This is a genomic window from Flavobacterium sp., assembly GCF_031409475.1.
Taxonomy (GTDB): Bacteria; Bacteroidota; Bacteroidia; order Flavobacteriales; family Flavobacteriaceae; genus Flavobacterium.
In genome coordinates, this window is the sequence record NZ_JANNXH010000042.1 from 1 (window position 1) to 18,746 (window position 18,746).

Sequence of the window (18,746 nt, forward strand, 5' to 3'; positions counted from 1 at the left end):
ATACAAAGCGGAAGATTATGTATATAGTAGTGCCATTGATTATTCAGGACAAAAAGGACTGATTGACGATGTGCTTGTTTTTAGAATGTTTGATGTTTAATGACAACAAAACCACACGAAAGGATTCGTGCGGAAGCGGTGATCGAGTATGGCATCTAAAGTCCTACAACTAGCTGAAAAAATGGGAATTAAGAGTGGGCAAACAGGTGTCAATGCAGAAATTGTCGAAGCTTATTATCAACAAATGGTTACTAATGCATATGAGGCTGTTGGCGGAGGCGGTTTTCAACATGCTGGAAAGTTTATATTAACAGAAGGAAATCATAAAATGATTGCAGCTCTCCGATATGGTATCGAAACTGGGAACTTTACGTATGCCGAAGCAATAGTTAATAGCGGTCGATTTACTGTTGCAAATCCTGCGCAATATGGTGTTAAAATTTATAATTTACCTGTACCAAAATAATAATAATAATTATGAACGATATTAGATTAGGTACATTTCAGATCTTAGATAAAGATGTATTAAATAATGATTTGTCTTTCGGGAATAATATTGAGGTAATTTTAATTAATTTTAATTTAGATACTTCAATTAAAATTATTCCTTTTTTTGAAAAAATAGAAAAAAAGGAAGTGGATAAACTTGTTAATATTTTTAGGAGCTTAGACATAGATTTACGACTAGACGATCTGTTAGGTAAATTACATCTTGTACTGCTTAAAATATTGATTGATGAACAAAAAAAACAAATACTAATCATAGATGACGTTGGGTTTACATCAGCATCAATAAATTTTCTGCAATTAAATTTCAGTAATTTAATGCCTAAATTTGAAAATAAATCAATTATTGTATTGGATAGAAGAGATAATGGGGAGTGTTCTACTAAATTAAAGTTTTGATTTAAAAAGTATAAGCATAAAAAAACCGAGCAATTGCTCGGTTTTTTTATGGGTTAAAGTGTGTAAAAGAATCCCGATCGCTCGGATGTAATAAATTATAATCATAAAGGATAACGCGGAAATCTTTTCCGTGCCCACAAATAATAGCAAAAACCCGATCGCTCGGATGTAATAAATTATAATCATGAACGATAGCGCGGAAATCTTTTCCGTGACCCGATCGCGCGGTCTACCAAATCGCGCTCAGATATGACAAAATATAGTCGTGTAGATAGCGCGGAAATCTTTTCCGTGCCCACAAACATGAGCAAACAAAAATAATTCAAAAACACAAAAAGCAACCCAATTTGAGTTGCTTTTTTCTAATTAAGAAAATTAAGATTTACCTACTCGGTTTTATCAAAAGCACATTGCTATATTTCTTTTTAATCTCAATAAGGTTTCTTTCTGCTTCAATGCGGGTCTTAAAATTGCCCACCCAAACTTTATAATTAGGGGTGTTGAATACAATTGTAGCATCGATAGCCGTGAAATTTTGTTTGAACTCGCTCAAAGTTTTTTTTGCAATTTCGCCTCCACCATTATAAATTTGAATTTTATAAGAATCATTTACAGTGAGCGAAGCATTTATTTTTCTCTTTTCTGCCAGCAGGTTTTCAAATTTTGGATCTTGACGAATCGTTATATTTCGTTCTTGCCCAAATATAGAACTGCATGAAAAAAATAATGTTAAAACAAAAAAATTAATGTTTTTTGGAGTTAAAATTCTCATAACGTGGTGTTTTTTAGGTAAAAATAATACTTAATGAACAAAACACAATAATAAATTTTATTTAGAATTAATATAAATTATATTTAAGGCTATTTTAGGGTTTTGAGAATAGTTCTTAAATCGTATTTTTGTGCAAGTTTTAAAAGAATGTATTCGTTTTTTCTAAAAAATGTTTCTAGAAAAAACCATATCAATTTTAGTAGATAATCACTATATTATATGAAAAAGGTGGGTAACCATAATTCGATTTCAAGGAAATTATATATAAGTTTAGCTTTGATGCTAACATTTTCCTTAAATTCTATTGCACAAGAAGCTGCAGCTGTAGCACCAGTAGCAACCGAAACTCCAGCCGCAACTCAAGGTGGAGATCCTGTAAAAGGAAAAGAACTTTTCAATACCAATTGCGCCGCTTGTCACAAGCTAGATGCAAAAGCAACTGGGCCAATGCTTAGAGGAATTTCTGCTAAGCATGAAATGCCATGGTTGTACAAGTGGATTAAAAACAGTTCAGAAATGATAAAATCTGGCGACGCAGCTGCTGTAAAATTGTTTGAAGAAAACAACAAATCAGTAATGACCGCTTTTCCACAATTATCAAACGCAGATATAGACAATATTATTGCCTACACTTCAGAACCAAAAGCCGAAGCAGCAGTAGCAGTAGCTATGCCAGGACCAGATGCTAAATCAGATGATAACGCAGGTATTTCAAACAATCTTATACTTGGTGCTTTAGTTCTCGTATTGGCAATCCTGATAGTAATGTTATTTTTAGTAAATAATGTTTTAAGAAAAGTGGCTGCCGCTAACGGAATAGAAGTTGCTCCAAAAATACCAACAACTCCAATCTGGAAAGCATTTATTAAAAATCAATTTTTAGTGTTAGTATCTTCGATTTTCTTATTATTATCGAGCGCCTATTTTGTGTATGGATTTTTCATGCAAATAGGTGTTGATCAGGATTACGAACCTATTCAGCCCATACATTATTCCCATAGAATTCATGCGGGTGACAATGAGATTAATTGTAAATATTGTCACTCTGCAGCACGTGTGAGTAAAAATGGTGGAATTCCATCACTCAACATATGTATGAATTGTCACAAAAACATCGCTGAAGTTGCGGAGTCTACTGCCACTCCTGAATACAGCAAAGCTTTTTATGACGAGCAAATTCAAAAATTATATACTGCAGTAGGTTGGGACAAAGCCACACAATCCTACACAGGTAAAACGGAACCCGTAAAATGGGTTCGTATTCATAACTTACCAGATTTTGTTTACTTCAATCACTCTCAACACGTAACCGTTGCTGGTATTGAATGTCAAACTTGTCACGGTCCAGTTGAAACCTATGAAATTCAAAAACAATTTGCACCATTAACCATGGGTTGGTGTATTAATTGTCATAGAAAAACGGATGTTAAAATGGAAGGAAACGCATATTACGATAAAATACATGACGAACTTTCTAAAAAATATGGTGTAGAGAAATTAACTGCTGCACAAATGGGAGGTCTAGAATGTGGTAAATGCCATTATTAAAAAGTTAAAAAGAACTTATGGTCTAAAGTCACAGCCATAAACAACAAACAACAAACAATAAACAATATTTATAGAATATGTCATCAAACAAAAAATACTGGAAAAGTGTTGAAGAACTAGACGGAAATAGTTCTATTGTTGAGGCGCTTAAAAACAACGAATTTGTTGAAGAAATTCCTACTGATGAATTTTTAGGAAATGCAGCAGCGTTAGCTACTTCATCAACAACACGTCGTGATTTTTTAAAGTATGTTGGCTTTAGTACAGCAGCAGCTACACTTGCAGCTTGCGAAGGTCCAGTTCACAAGTCAATACCATATGTGTTACAGCCAGAACAAATTATTCCTGGAGTTGCAAATTATTATGCAACATCGGTTTTTGATGGTTTTGATTTTGCTAATCTTTTAGTAAAAACACGTGAAGGTCGTCCTATTAAAATAGATAATAATGCAATAGCTGGTGCAAAATTTACTGCAAATGCTAGAGTTCATGCCTCTATATTATCATTGTACGATAGTATGCGTTTGAAAGAATCTAAAATTGATGGTAAATCAGCAACTTGGTTAACAGCTGAATCAAACATAAAATCCAGTCTTATTGATGCTAAAGCAAAAGGAAAACAAGTTGTCCTTTTGACAAACACTTTAGCAAGTCCAACTACCGAAAAGTTAATAAGTGAGTTTATTGCAAAAAATCCTACCGCAAAGCATGTAGTTTACGATGCAGTTTCAGAGTCTCCTGCTTTAGACGCTTTTGAAACGGTATTTGGCGAAAGAGCATTAGTTGATTATGATTTTTCAAAAGCGTCCTTAATTGTTTCTGTTGGTGCAGATTTCTTAGGAGATTGGCAAGGTGGTAGCTACGACTCAGGTTATGCTAAAGGAAGAATTCCTCAAAACGGAAAAATGTCACGTCATTTTCAGTTAGAAGCTAACATGACTTTGTCAGGTGCAGCTGCTGATAAGCGAGTGCCAATGTCAACTGCAAATCAAAAACAAGCTCTAGTTAAAATATATAATGTAATAGTAAATGCTTCAGTTTCAACTAGTAAAATAGATAGTGAAGATGTAGTTATAAAAGCAGCACAACAATTAAAAGCAGCTGGAACAAAAGGAGTTTTAGTTTCCGGAATTCAAGACAAAAATGCACAATTATTAGTTTTAGCTATTAATCAAGCATTAGCAAGTGAAGCTTTTTCAACTGTAGGTACAAGACAAATCAGAAAAGGATCTAACGAAAAAGTAGCTCAATTAATCAATGATATGAAAGCGGGAAGCGTTCATACCTTAATTATGAGTGGCGTTAATCCGGTTTATACTTTGCCAAATTCAAAAGATTTTGTAGAAGGATTAAAAAAAGTAAGTCTTTCAACATCATTTTCATTAAAAGAAGATGAAACCGCATTAGTTTCCAAAATCGCAGTTGGGACAACACATTATTTAGAATCTTGGGGTGATTTAAGTATTACAAAAGGGACTTACTCCTTAACACAACCTACAATCCGTCCATTATTTCCAGCAACAATACAATTTCAAGACGCATTATTGTCTTTAAATGGAACAGCTGGAACATTTTATGATTATTTAAAAGCGACTGCTTCTACTGTAATATCGGGTTCTACTTGGAACAAAGTTTTGCATGACGGAGTTTTTGTTGGAACAATACCTGCATCGGCTGCAGGATCAGCAAATTATTCAGCAGCAGCAAATGCATTGGCTCAATCAAAAACTGCTTCAGGTTTAGAATTAGTTTTATATACTAAAACAGGTTTAGGCGATGGCCAACAAGCAAATAATCCTTGGTTACAAGAATTTCCAGATCCAATTACAAGAGTGTCATGGGATAATTATGTAACCGTTTCAAATGCTGATGCAAAGAAATTAGGTTTGTCTAATGAGATTGTTGCAAATGGTGGATTAAACGGAAGTTATGCCACTATTACAACGACAGACGGAGTTAAACTTGAAAAAGTACCGGTAATTGTTCAGCCAGGTCAAGCTGTTGGAACATTAGGTTTAGCATTGGGTTATGGTAAAAGCGCTGCTTTAAAAGAAGAAATGCAAGTAGGTATTAATGCCTATTCACTATACAAAGGATTCAATAATGTACAATCGGTTTCATTAGTAAAAGTAGACGGAGAACACGAATTTGCTTGTGTTCAAGGTCAGAAAACATTAATGGGAAGAGGCGATATCATTAAAGAAACCTCTTTAGAGATTTTCAATACAAAAGAAGCTTCATTATGGAATCTTCAACCTATGGTTTCTTTAAATCACAAAGAAGTAGAAGCAACTACCGTTGATTTATGGACTCCTTTTGATCGTTCTGTTGGACATCATTTTAATTTATCAATAGATTTAAATGCTTGTACAGGTTGTGGCGCTTGCGTTATTGCTTGTCATGCCGAAAACAATGTTCCTGTAGTTGGAAAATCTGAAGTTCGTAGAAGTAGAGACATGCATTGGTTGCGAATCGATAGGTATTATTCGTCAGAAGATACATTTGAAGGCGATAACGAACGAAAAGAAAATATTGCAGGATTGTCTAGCTCATTATCTACATTTAGAGAAATGGAAAAGCCAGCCGATAACCCACAAGTTTCCTTTCAACCTGTAATGTGTCAACATTGTAATCACGCACCTTGTGAAACTGTTTGTCCCGTTGCTGCAACTTCACACAGCCGTCAAGGTCAAAACCATATGGCATATAATAGATGTGTTGGAACGCGTTACTGTGCAAACAACTGTCCCTATAAAGTACGTCGTTTTAACTGGTTTTTATACAACGGAAACGACGAATTTGATTATCATATGAATGATGATTTAGGGCGTATGGTTTTAAACCCTGATGTTAATGTTCGTTCTCGTGGAGTAATGGAAAAATGTTCGATGTGTATTCAAATGACACAAGCTACAATTCTAAAAGCTAAAAGTGAAGGAAGATCAATTGCCGATGGGGAATTTCAAACTGCTTGTTCAAATGCTTGTTCTACTGGTGCAATGATTTTTGGAGATGTAAACGATACAGAAAGCAAAGTTACTAAATTAGCTGCTGATGATAGAATGTACCACTTGTTAGAGCACGTTGGAACGAAACCAAATGTGATTTATCATGTTAAAGTTAGAAATACATAATTAAGACAATCACAATTGTCAATAGCAATAATAACAAAGAAATAATTGTAAAATATAGATAAGTAAGAAAAGTGGTTTTTTAAATCGTAATCTTAAATCTAAAATCTTAAATTAAATTATGTCTCATATATACGACGCAAGTATTAGAAAACCTTTAGTTATAGGTGATAAAACCTATCACGATGTAACAGTAGACGTCGCCGCGCCTGTCGAAGGTAAAGCAAATAAACATTGGTGGATTGTATTTTCAATTGCATTAACAGCTTTCCTTTGGGGATTAAGTTGTATCATCTACACCATATCTACGGGTATCGGAACTTGGGGATTAAATAAAACTGTGGGTTGGGCATGGGATATCACTAACTTCGTTTGGTGGGTAGGTATTGGACACGCGGGAACCTTAATTTCGGCAGTACTTTTATTATTTCGTCAACGCTGGAGAATGGCGATTAACCGTTCGGCTGAAGCAATGACCATATTTTCTGTAATTCAGGCTGGTTTATTTCCAATTATCCACATGGGTCGACCATGGTTAGCGTATTGGGTTTTACCAATTCCAAATCAATTCGGTTCCTTATGGGTTAACTTTAATTCCCCATTGCTTTGGGATGTATTTGCAATCTCTACCTATCTTTCGGTATCATTAGTATTCTGGTGGACTGGATTATTACCTGATTTTGCAATGATTAGAGACAGAGCTGTTACGCCATTTAACAAAAAAATATATTCAATATTAAGTTTTGGCTGGAGCGGAAGAGCAAAAGACTGGCAACGCTTTGAAGAAGTTTCTCTGGTTCTTGCAGGATTAGCAACTCCACTGGTGTTATCAGTGCATACTATTGTATCCATGGACTTTGCTACATCAGTAATACCAGGATGGCATACCACGATTTTTCCACCTTATTTTGTTGCTGGAGCCGTTTTCTCAGGATTTGCCATGGTAAATACCTTGCTTATTATTATGAGAAAAGTTTCGCATCTGGAGGCTTACATCACGATTCAGCATATTGAATTAATGAATATAGTAATCATGATTACGGGTTCAATTGTAGGTGTAGCTTATATCACTGAATTATTTGTTGCATGGTATTCCGGAGTAGAATATGAACAATATGCTTTCTTAAATAGAGCAACTGGACCGTACTGGTGGGCATATTGGTCGATGATGACTTGTAATGTGTTTTCGCCACAGTTTATGTGGTTCAAGAAATTGAGAACGAGCATCATGTTTTCCTTCATTATTTCGATAGTAGTAAATATTGGAATGTGGTTTGAACGTTTTGTAATTATTGTGACTTCATTACACAGAGATTACTTACCATCATCATGGACCATGTTTTCACCAACATTTGTAGATATTGGAATTTTTATTGGTACCATAGGATTTTTCTTCGTACTGTTTTTATTATATGCTAGAACATTCCCAGTAATAGCCCAAGCGGAGGTGAAAACAATATTGAAAGCAACAGGAGATAGTTACAAAAAAGCAAGAGAAGCAAATAAAGAGTCACATCATGAGTAATAAAGTAATATACGCCATTTATAATGACGATGATATATTGATGGATGCGGTAAAGAAAACACGAGCAGCTCACCATCATATAGAAGAAGTTTTCACCCCATTTCCGGTACACGGATTAGATAAAGCAATGGGACTTGCACCTACAAGAATAGCAATTTGCGCATTTATATATGGTTTGTGTGGGTTGTCATTTGGAACTTGGATGATGAATTATATAATGATACAAGATTGGCCACAAGATATAGGTGGTAAACCAAGTTTTAGTTATATAGATAATATGCCGGCATTTGTCCCAATTATGTTCGAAGAAACGGTATTTTTTGCTGCGCATTTAATGGTAATCACTTTTTATATGAGAAGTAGATTGTGGCCATTTAAAGAAGCCGAAAATCCAGATGTAAGAACTACTGATGACCACTTTTTGATGGAAGTTACTGTAAACAATAATGAAAAAGAGTTAGTTTCTTTTCTAAAAGATACAGGTGCTGTAGAAGTTAAAGTAATCGATAAGCATTAATAGAAGATATGAAAAGGGTATATAAAATAACACTATTGTTTGGCATAACTATATTAGTTGCATCTTGCCATAGTAATCTGGAACCAAATTATCAGTACTTTCCAAATATGTATGAGTCTGTTGGGTATGAAACCTACTCAGAATCTAAAGCATTTAATAATGGAAAAGAAGGACAACTGCCAGTAACTGGAACTGTAAATAGAGGTTTTGAAGTTTATGAATATGAAAATTCTACTGCGGGTTATGAATTAGCAAAAGCTAACCTAAAATCTCCATTAGATTCAATAGGAAGAAACTCAGAAGAAGGTAAAGCACTTTTTGAAATATATTGTATTAGTTGTCACGGTGCTTCTGGAAACGGTAAAGGAAAATTAGTAGAGAGAGAAAAATTTCTAGGTGTTCCTAGTTACAAAGACAGAGTAATTACCGAAGGGAGTGTTTTTCATGTAGTAACTTTTGGATTAAATTCTATGGGTTCTCATGCCAATCAACTGAACGCTCACGAACGTTGGTTAGTTTCTGACTACGTATTAAAACTAAAAAGCCAATTATAATTGTTGAACAAACTGATCGTAAAAGATATGTATACATTTTCAAGTAAATTAAAAAATTTCTCATTCATTCTAATGCTTCTAGGAGCACTAGGTATTGGATATGGTTTTTTTAATGCGCCCAAAACAATTCAAGACGTAGAAACTATTCTTGCTGCCGAAAGTCATGGTCATGAAACCCACGAAGCAAGTGCTGGTGGACATGTAAAAGTTGCTGGACATGAAAAAGCTGCTGATCACGATGCACATGCAGCTCATAACGAAAAAGAAGAAGCTAATAAAATTGCAGAGCACGAAGAGCATTTGACTCATGTTTTACATGAATTGAGAAATAAGCCATGGGCAGCTTTATATGTTGCTTGTATTTTCTTTATGCTTATTTCGCTGGGTGTTTTAGCATTTTATGCCATACAACAAGTCGCACAAGCAGGTTGGTCTCCGGTTTTGTTTAGAGTTATGCAAGGCATTACCGCTTATTTGCCAGTTGGGTCAGTAATCTTTTTTGTGATTTTAATTCTTTGTGGCTTACATTTTAATCATTTATTCATTTGGTTGGATCCAGAAGTTGTAGCTCATGATAAACTTATTGCTAACAAATCAGGTTATTTGAACTTTCCTTTTTGGTTAATTAGAGCCGCTATATTTTTATTAGGATGGAATGCCTACCGTTATTTCTCTAGAAAAAATTGTTTAGCGCAAGATGAGGCAAACGATAATACGTTCTATAAAAAGAATTTCAACATTTCTGCAATGTTTTTAGTGTTCTTTATAGTAACCGAATCTATTATGTCTTGGGACTGGATTATGTCAGTAGATCCACACTGGTTCAGTACCTTGTTTGGATGGTATGTTTTTGCCAGCTTCCTAGTTAGTGGTGTTACTACAATATGTCTAGTAAGTTTATATCTTAAATCAAAAGGATATTTAGAACATGTAAATACAAGTCATATTCATGATTTAGCTAAATTTATGTTTGGTTTTAGTGTGTTTTGGACCTATTTATGGTTCTCTCAATTCATGTTGATATGGTATGCAAATATTCCAGAAGAGGTAACTTATTTTGTCACTAGAATTGAATTGTATCGATTGCCATTTTTTGGTGCAGTTGTAATGAATTTTATATTTCCAATATTAATTTTGATCAATACCGATTTTAAAAGAATAACATGGGTATTAGTAATGGCTGGAACAGTTATATTATTGGGACATTACATTGATTTCTTCAATATGATTATGCCAGGAACTGTTGGTGATAAATGGTTTATTGGAATTTCAGAAATAGCCTCAATACTTTTCTTCTTAGGATTGTTTATTTATGTAGTCTTTACGGCATTGACTAAAGCGCCGCTTTTGCCAAAAAGAAACCCATTTATAGAAGAGAGTAAACATTTTCATTATTAATATTTAAAATAAAAAACAGATGACAAGTTTGTTGGTAATTATAGTTTTAATTTTATTATCGATTGCATTATGGCAGTTAACTAAAATATTTGATTTGACTCAAGTTGGAGTAATCTCAGATGATTCACAAGTAGCTACTGATAATGACAATAATGTTCAAGGATATTTAATGTTTGGTTTTTTGGCCTTCATTTATATTTTTACGATTTATGGTTTATTAAAATGGGGTGGTTTAGTACTTCACACTCCAGCATCAGCACACGGTGGAGATTTAGATAGTTTAATGAATATTACTTGGCTTGTGATTTTCTTTGTGCAAACTATTACTCAAGCTTTATTGTATTATTTTTCGTTTAAATATAGAGGAAGAAAAGATCAAAAAGCATTGTATTTTTCTGATAATAATAAGTTAGAAATAATTTGGAGTGTTATTCCCGCAGTTGTGTTAGCCGGTTTAATTCTTTATGGATTGTATGCTTGGGCAAATATTATGTTTATTAATGAGGACGAGGATACAGTTGTGATTGAAGTCTATGCACAACAATTCAAATGGGCTGTTCGATACTCTGGCGATGATAATGTACTAGGAAAAGCAAATGTTAGATTAATTGAAGGCGTTAACACACTTGGGGTTGATTTATCAGATCCAAATTCACAGGATGATAAAGTAGCTACCGAAATACACATTCCAAAAGGTAAAAAAATACATTTCAAATTTCGCTCACAGGATGTACTTCATTCTGCTTTCTTTCCACATTTTAGAGCCCAAATGAATTGTATTCCGGGCATGGTTACTGAATTTGCTTTTGAACCAATTTATACAACTTCAGAATACAGAGAGTTACCTTTTATGATTGAAAAAGTATCTAAAATTAATGCAATAAGAGCTAAAAAAAGTATTGAACTTGTTGCAAAAGGCGAAACAGCACTTGATCCATATACATTTGATTATTTATTGCTTTGTAATAAAATATGCGGTGCTTCGCATTATAATATGCAAATGAAAGTTATAGTAGATTCACCAGAAGATTATAAAAAATGGTTGAGTGAAAAACCAACAATAGTTCAAGAAGTAAAAACGGCCAATACTACAGCTCCAGTAGATGGTGCAATTGTTACAGATTCTACAAAAGCTAAAGATACAGCAACTACAGCTAAAGTAGTAATGAATAATTAGAATTAAAAAATTTAAAGTAAACACATATGTCAGCAGAAGGTCACGATCACGGACACGATCACGAACACGAACACCATCATAAAGAAACTTTTGTAACTAAATATATTTTTAGTACAGACCATAAAATGATTGCTAAACAATACCTAATTACAGGTATTATAATGGGAGTTATTGGTGTAGGTATGTCAATGCTTTTCAGAATGCAATTAGCATGGCCAGAACAATCATTTAAATTATTTAATTTTTTCTTAGGAGATAAGTTTGCTCCAAATGGAGTAATGGCTAATGATATTTACCTAGCACTTGTTACCATTCATGGAACTATTATGGTTTTCTTTGTACTAACTGCAGCTTTGAGCGGAACCTTTAGTAATTTATTAATCCCGCTACAAATTGGCGCAAGAGATATGGCATCTGGAATCTTAAATATGATTTCTTATTGGTTGTTCTTTTTGTCAAGTGTAGTCATGATTTGTTCCTTATTTGCCGAAGCTGGACCAGCTGCATCAGGCTGGACAATTTATCCGCCCTTGAGTGCATTGCCACAAGCAATAGGTGGTTCTGGAATGGGTATGACATTATGGTTGGTTTCTATGGCTATATTTATTGCATCTTCATTATTAGGATCTTTAAATTATGTGGTAACTGTAATCAATTTAAGAACAAAAGGAATGTCAATGACAAGATTGCCACTAACGATATGGGCTTTCTTTGTTACGGCATTAATCGGAATTATTTCTTTCCCAGTATTATTATCAGCAGCGTTGATGTTAATCATGGATAGAAGTTTCGGTACTTCATTCTTCTTGTCTGATATTTACATAGCTGGTGAAGTATTGCATTATCAAGGTGGATCACCTGTTTTATTTGAACATTTATTTTGGTTTCTAGGTCATCCAGAAGTATATATTGTATTGTTACCAGCATTAGGAATAACTTCCGAAGTGATTGCAACAAACTCTCGTAAGCCTATTTTTGGATACAGAGCTATGATTATGTCAATTCTTGCAATTGCCTTTTTATCAACTATAGTTTGGGGTCATCACATGTTTATTTCGGGTATGAATCCATTTCTTGGATCTGTATTTACCTTTACCACGTTGTTAATCGCAATTCCTTCTGCTGTAAAAGCATTTAATTATATTACAACTCTTTGGAAAGGAAACCTACAATTAAACCCAGCGATGTTGTTTTCAATTGGATTAGTTTCTACTTTTATTACAGGTGGATTAACTGGAATTATTCTTGGAGATAGTACTTTAGATATTAATGTTCACGACACTTATTTTGTTGTTGCTCACTTTCACCTAGTTATGGGAATCTCTGCACTTTACGGGATGTTCGCTGGAATTTATCATTGGTTTCCAAAAATGTTTGGAAGAATGTTAAATAAAAATATGGGATATGTTCACTTTTGGGTAACCGCTATTTGTGCTTATGGTGTATTTTTTCCAATGCACTTTATTGGATTAGCTGGTTTGCCAAGACGTTACTATACAAACACCAATTTTCCATTATTTGATGATTTGCAAAACGTAAATGTATTGATAACATTATTTGCATTAGTAGGTGGAGTTTTCCAATTAGTGTTTTTATACAATTTCTTTAGCAGTATTTTCTTTGGAAAAAAAACAGTTCAAAATCCATGGAAATCAAACACTTTAGAATGGACAGCACCTATAAAACATATCCATGGAAACTGGGAAGGCGAAATTCCTCACGTTCACAGATGGCCATATGATTACAGCAAACCTGGACATGATGATGATTTTGTACCTCAAAATGTTCCAATGAAAGAAGGTGAAGAACAATTGCATCACTAGTCAACAATAAATTATTATTAATGCCTTTCTCCCAATATTAGGGTTCGAAAGGCATTTTTATTTGAATATAACTTCATTATATTTGTAGAATGAATGAAAATTTAGACCCAACAAACGACGGTTATAATCCAGAGGAACTTGATCTCGAGAAAAAATTGAGGCCGCTATCTTTTGATGATTTTGCAGGTCAAGAACAAATTTTAGAAAACCTGAAAGTTTTTGTTCAAGCCGCAAATCAACGAAACGAAGCGCTAGATCACACCCTGTTTCATGGTCCACCAGGATTAGGAAAAACTACTTTAGCTAATATTCTAGCGAATGAGTTGCAAGTGGGCATAAAAATCACTTCTGGTCCAGTACTTGATAAACCTGGTGATTTAGCAGGTTTGCTCACTGGTTTGGACGAACGAGACGTTTTGTTTATTGACGAAATTCATAGATTAAGTCCCATCGTAGAGGAGTATTTATACTCTGCTATGGAAGATTTCAAGATTGATATTATGATAGAGTCTGGGCCGAACGCTAGAACGGTTCAAATCAATCTAAATCCGTTTACCTTAATTGGTGCCACCACTCGGTCCGGTTTGTTGACCGCACCAATGCGAGCTCGTTTCGGAATTTCATCCAGATTACAATATTACACTACCGAACTTTTGACAACCATTGTCGAACGAAGTGCCACTATTTTAAAAATGCCCATTTCTATCCAAGCCGCTATCGAAATTGCTGGTAGAAGTCGTGGAACACCTCGTATTGCCAATGCATTGTTGCGCCGTGTCCGAGACTTTGCCCAAATCAAAGGAAACGGAACTATTGATATTGAAATTGCTCGTTATGCGCTAAAAGCTTTGAATGTTGATGCGCATGGTTTAGACGAAATGGACAATAAAATTCTAAACACCATTATTGATAAATTCAAAGGTGGACCAGTAGGTTTATCCACTTTGGCGACAGCCGTATCCGAAAGCAGTGAAACAATCGAGGAAGTTTATGAACCTTTCTTGATTCAGGAAGGTTTCATTATGCGAACACCACGAGGACGAGAAGTTACCGAGAAAGCATACAAACATTTAGGGAAAGTTAGAACGAATATTCAAGGCGGACTTTTTTAATCTTTCAGTTGATAAATAATAAAGAAAAATATTCAAATTTCATAAAATCCGAAGCCAAGCGCCTCGGGTTTTTGTCTTGTGGTATATCCAAAGCAGGATTCCTAGATGAAGAAGCGCTACGATTAGAACATTGGTTAAAAAACCAAATGAACGGCCAAATGTCCTACATGGAAAACAATTTTGATAAACGATTAAATCCAACCTTGCTAGTCGATGGTGCCAAAAGTGTCGTTTCCCTTTTGTTGAATTATTATCCCTCCGAATTTCAATCCCGAAGCCTCGGGACAGATTCCTATAAAATTTCAAAATACGCTTTCGGACAAGATTATCATTTTGTCATTAAAGAAAAATTGAAAGAATTATTATTTTCAATTCAGTCAAATATTGGTGCCGTTTCAGGAAGAGCTTTTGTAGATTCAGCTCCTGTTTTGGATAAGGCTTGGGCTGCCAAAAGTGGTTTGGGTTGGATAGGCAAAAACAGCAATTTATTGACCCAGAAAGTGGGATCTTTTTATTTTATTGCCGAGTTGATTATAGACTTAGATTTAGAATACGATAATGCAACAACGGATCATTGCGGTTCTTGCACAGCTTGTATAGACGCTTGTCCAACCGAGGCTATTGTTGCTCCTTATGTTGTTGACGGCAGCAAATGCATTTCCTATTTTACCATTGAACTTAAAGATAATATTCCAACAGAAATGAAAGGCAAGTTTGATGATTGGGCTTTTGGTTGTGATGTTTGCCAAGATGTTTGCCCTTGGAACAAATTTTCTAAAGCACACAATGAACCGCTCTTTAATCCTAACCCAGAAATACTTTCGATGTCCAAAAAAGATTGGGAAGAAATAACTGAAGAAATTTTTAAAACAGTTTTTAAAAATTCTCCACTTAATAGGGCAAAATTTGATGGTTTGAAACGAAATATTGACTTTTTGAAATAGTTATTCATTTTTCAAAATCAATTTCCACCACAGTATATTTTCATTATTAGAACTATTTAATTAATTTTTGAACTAAATTATCAATATTTTTGTAAATAATACAGCAAAAATCTATAAATAGTAACAAATAAACAAGATAATAAAATCAAAAAATTATGTTAAAACACCTTAATTTTACATTTAATCGATTAAAAATACTTTTTTACCGATAAAAATGTAAAAATCATTTCGAATTTTTTAAAGGGGTAAACTTTCTTTATTTTTGTTCGATATTGAGTACAAGTAACTAACTTAAAATAAGAATTGATGATAATTTTAAAGATTTACTCCAGAAAACAGTTACTCAATATTCCTATTCCTTAAATTCTATTCCAAACAAACCAATTATCTAGTTTTTTATATTCTTACACAAAAATCTCCCTAACCCGGAATCATACTATGAACAACTTTACTACCCCTAAAAGTTTTTTTAAAATTGTTTTTTTATTTACTATACTTGCCTTTTGTGAGCTCAATGCACAAACACCAGGATTAATTTACGAACCTGCAACTGGCGCTGGTGCTGCTATCCTTGACCCTAATGGGGATGGATTTGTTTCAATGTCTCCAAGTGGATTTACAATTGATGATCAATTACAGAGCGAAATTCCCTATTCGTCGCTAGTTTTTCCTATGGTGGAACCCAATAGCGATTTAGGACCAGGCCCAAATTGTGGGTTTACTGACTTCGTAGACCAAGGCGATCAAGATCCAGTTCAATCTTATCTGGATGCGAGTAATAACTGGTTGTACAGATTGAGAATGGGTAATACTGCGCCCAATTCAAAAAGTTATAGCATACTTATTGATACCGATGGTAAGTTTGGCGGAACGGGTCCAAATGCAGATCCAAATTATTCAAGTTCAAACCCAGGTTTCGAAATAGAAATTGTATTATCGACAAAGTTTGGTGTTTTTGTTTATGATGTAAACAATATGAATTGTACTCCAGTAATCTCTTATGCTGGAACTACCAATTATCAAAAATCAATTGCGTTTTCAACAAGTTGCGGTAATCCCGATTATTTCTATGATTTTTTTGTAAAATTCAGTGATTTAACAGCACAGTTTGGTATTACACCTGCAACAAAAATGCGAATGGCTATTGTAGATAATATGGCTGCCAATACATCTACCTTATGTAATCCAACATCGGCTTCTGACTTAGCGGGTATAGATGATGCCAGTTGCGGTAGTGTTTTAGAAAATTGTTTTGGAGATATTATTGATAATTATACTCCTTGTGCTCCGGGCGTAATTTGTCCGGATCGTTCTGCTTGCCCAACTGTAAATGGCTCAATAAATGCTGGTGCAACTGCCGTCAGTGGTACTTCAACTGAAGCGGATGGAACTAGTATCAAAGTATATATTAATGGAATTGCTTACGGAACTACTACCACTGTAACATCTGGCGTTTGGACTTTATCTGGTATTGCTCCAGTATTGTCAGCTTTAGATGTTATTGGAGCTTCTGCAACAGGACCAAGTAAAGGGGAATCGGAGTTCAACTGTAGTTTGAAAACGGTTGGTGCAACTTGTTCGGCAAATCCCACAAGCGCAACACATCGCGGAAAAAGTATTCAAGGAATAGCGCCAGTGGTTGGAGCAACAATAAATGTATATCAAGGAACAAGCACAATTGCATCTGTGCCAACTTCGGGTTCCATTTGGAATGCAGGAGGATTTATAACTGTGGGGACTTTACCAAGTTTATTAGTGCCAACAACAGAGAATTTTTTATGGAAATGTGTAGGTGCAGGAGCAAGTAATTCATTCAATGCAGCTGGTCCAGCTTGTTTAGTAAATGGAGCCTACAGAGTTACAGCAACAGAACCCGGAAAATGTGAATCTTCTGGAATTTGGATTTGTGTAGGTGGTGGAACTGCGACTGGTAATCCAACTTTTACAACAACACCTATATTGACTTCAACAACATCTATTTCTGGTTCAGTAACAGCTCCAGACAACGTTGCTGGTGTATCCATATATTTATATTCTAATGGTGCTCAAATTGGCACCACTACAACTGGCGCACTTGGAGCATGGACAATAGGAAGTTTATCGCTTACTAGTCGCGAATGTGAAACATTGTCTCTTGTTGCAATTAGAACCGCAACAAGTCTTTGTCCATCTACAGGATCTGTAACTTCTACAATAAAAAGAGTCGCATTAGCACCAACTGTTTATGGACCAATTTGTACCAATGCTGCTGTAACTTCGGTTTCAGGAACTTCTGTAGAAGCCACAGGAACTATAATACAAGTTTTTGAAAATGGAATTGCCGAAGGTTCAACTACGACAGTTTTAGCTAACGGAACTTGGACGGCTTCAACAGGAATTAGTATTGCTTTGGGTAGTACAATTACTGCAAAAGCGTCATCATCTACTTGTCTTTCATTAAGTGCAGCTTCAAATTCAGTAGTTGTGGGTACAAAATCTTCGAATGCTGTCGCAATCACTACGACACCTATTTATGAATGTGCTGCTTCGGTGAGTGGTACAGGTACAAATGGAGATGTTATCAGTTTATTTATTGATGGATTTCAAATAGGAGGAACTTCAACTGTCGCAGGTGGAGTATGGACGATAGGTAGTTTAAACACCGCTTGTTTTTTATATACTGACGGTGTTGTTACAGCAAAAGCAACTACTGGAGTAAATTGTGAAGGCAATCCTTCGGCAGGAGTTACAGTTCTATGTGTTACTCCTTCTAATAGTTTACTTGTTACACCAGCGTCAACATTAATTTGTCCTGGTTCAACTGTAGCAGTAACCGTTCAAAGTTCAGAAAGCGGAATCATTTATCAATTATTTAATGGAGTAACAGCAAGTGGAGCATCAAAATTAGGAACGGGTGGCAATATAATTTTAACTTCGGCTGGATTATCTAGTGCTGCAACTCTTACTGTAAAAGCAATTAGACTGGGGAATTCCTGCACGGTTACTTTATTAAATTCAGTTGCCGTAACTATTGATGTTGCACCAACTGCACCTGCAACAACAGTTACCCAACCAACGTGCGCATTAGCCACAGGAACCATAACGGTAACGGTACAAACCGCAGGGGAAACGTATAGTTTTGACAACGGAAGCACTTTCCAAGCGAGCAACAGCATATCAGGATTGGTTGCAGGAAGTTATGATGTGATAATCAAAAGTACAGGCGGTTGTAATTCATCAGCGACAACAACAGTAATCAATGCGCAACCAGCAACACCAACTGCACCTGCAACAACAGTTACCCAACCAACGTGCGCATTAGCCACAGGAACCATAACGGTAACGGTTCAAACCGCAGGG

14 protein-coding genes are annotated in these 18,746 nt (G+C 35.1%); 13 read left to right on the top strand and 1 reads right to left on the bottom strand.

Annotation, left to right across the window (positions count from 1 at the left end; translation table 11 throughout):
- Window positions 1-148: 148 nt before the first annotated feature.
- Both RMO53_RS07670 and RMO53_RS07675 read left to right on the top strand, forming a co-directional pair.
- A complete protein-coding gene (locus RMO53_RS07670) occupies window positions 149-466 on the top strand; it encodes a hypothetical protein (RefSeq protein ID WP_310379394.1) in 318 nt (105 codons plus the stop codon).
- An 11-nt stretch (window positions 467-477) separates the two neighbouring features.
- The gene (locus RMO53_RS07675) at window positions 478-906 is read left to right on the top strand and encodes a hypothetical protein (protein WP_310379395.1); all 429 of its coding nucleotides are present in this window, start codon (window positions 478-480) and stop codon (window positions 904-906) included.
- 382 nt (window positions 907-1,288) lie between these two features.
- On the opposite strand, the gene RMO53_RS07680 is transcribed toward RMO53_RS07675, so the two are convergent.
- Window positions 1,289-1,678, bottom strand: a complete 390-nt coding sequence (locus tag RMO53_RS07680; protein WP_310379396.1) for an SPOR domain-containing protein — start codon at window positions 1,676-1,678, stop codon at window positions 1,289-1,291.
- Between the two features lie 219 nt (window positions 1,679-1,897).
- On the opposite strand from RMO53_RS07680, the gene RMO53_RS07685 reads away from it, so the two are divergent.
- From RMO53_RS07685 to RMO53_RS07735, 11 genes are all read left to right on the top strand, one after another.
- Window positions 1,898-3,226, top strand: a complete 1,329-nt coding sequence (locus RMO53_RS07685) for a c-type cytochrome (protein ID WP_310379397.1) — start codon at window positions 1,898-1,900, stop codon at window positions 3,224-3,226.
- A 77-nt stretch (window positions 3,227-3,303) separates the two neighbouring features.
- Complete coding sequence (locus RMO53_RS07690) at window positions 3,304-6,360, top strand: TAT-variant-translocated molybdopterin oxidoreductase (protein WP_310379398.1); 3,057 nt, start codon at window positions 3,304-3,306, stop codon at window positions 6,358-6,360.
- A 118-nt stretch (window positions 6,361-6,478) separates the two neighbouring features.
- On the top strand, window positions 6,479-7,882 hold the full coding sequence (nrfD, locus tag RMO53_RS07695; protein WP_310379399.1) for an NrfD/PsrC family molybdoenzyme membrane anchor subunit: 1,404 nt from the start codon (window positions 6,479-6,481) through the stop codon (window positions 7,880-7,882).
- Entirely contained in the window at window positions 7,875-8,399 is a 525-nt protein-coding gene (locus tag RMO53_RS07700) for a DUF3341 domain-containing protein (RefSeq protein WP_310379400.1), read from the top strand. The genes nrfD and RMO53_RS07700 overlap by 8 nt, the downstream gene beginning before the upstream one ends.
- Before the next feature lie 8 nt (window positions 8,400-8,407).
- Entirely contained in the window at window positions 8,408-8,953 is a 546-nt protein-coding gene (locus tag RMO53_RS07705) for a cytochrome c (RefSeq protein ID WP_310379401.1), read from the top strand.
- Window positions 8,954-8,980: 27 nt separating this feature from the next.
- Complete coding sequence (locus tag RMO53_RS07710; protein ID WP_310379402.1) at window positions 8,981-10,351, top strand: quinol:cytochrome C oxidoreductase; 1,371 nt, start codon at window positions 8,981-8,983, stop codon at window positions 10,349-10,351.
- A 19-nt stretch (window positions 10,352-10,370) separates the two neighbouring features.
- A complete protein-coding gene (locus RMO53_RS07715) occupies window positions 10,371-11,528 on the top strand; it encodes a cytochrome c oxidase subunit II (protein WP_310379403.1) in 1,158 nt (385 codons plus the stop codon).
- A gap of 26 nt (window positions 11,529-11,554) precedes the next feature.
- A complete protein-coding gene (locus RMO53_RS07720) occupies window positions 11,555-13,351 on the top strand; it encodes a cbb3-type cytochrome c oxidase subunit I (protein WP_310379404.1) in 1,797 nt (598 codons plus the stop codon).
- A gap of 89 nt (window positions 13,352-13,440) precedes the next feature.
- Window positions 13,441-14,463 carry a Holliday junction branch migration DNA helicase RuvB gene (ruvB, locus tag RMO53_RS07725; RefSeq protein WP_310379405.1) on the top strand — a complete coding sequence of 341 codons (1,023 nt, stop codon included), beginning with the start codon at window positions 13,441-13,443 and terminating at the stop codon, window positions 14,461-14,463.
- A gap of 8 nt (window positions 14,464-14,471) precedes the next feature.
- A complete protein-coding gene (gene queG, locus RMO53_RS07730; protein ID WP_310379406.1) occupies window positions 14,472-15,407 on the top strand; it encodes a tRNA epoxyqueuosine(34) reductase QueG in 936 nt (311 codons plus the stop codon).
- Between the two features lie 438 nt (window positions 15,408-15,845).
- Window positions 15,846-18,746 (top strand): hypothetical protein (locus tag RMO53_RS07735; protein ID WP_310379407.1); only part of this gene is annotated, 2,901 nt, incomplete at its 3' end.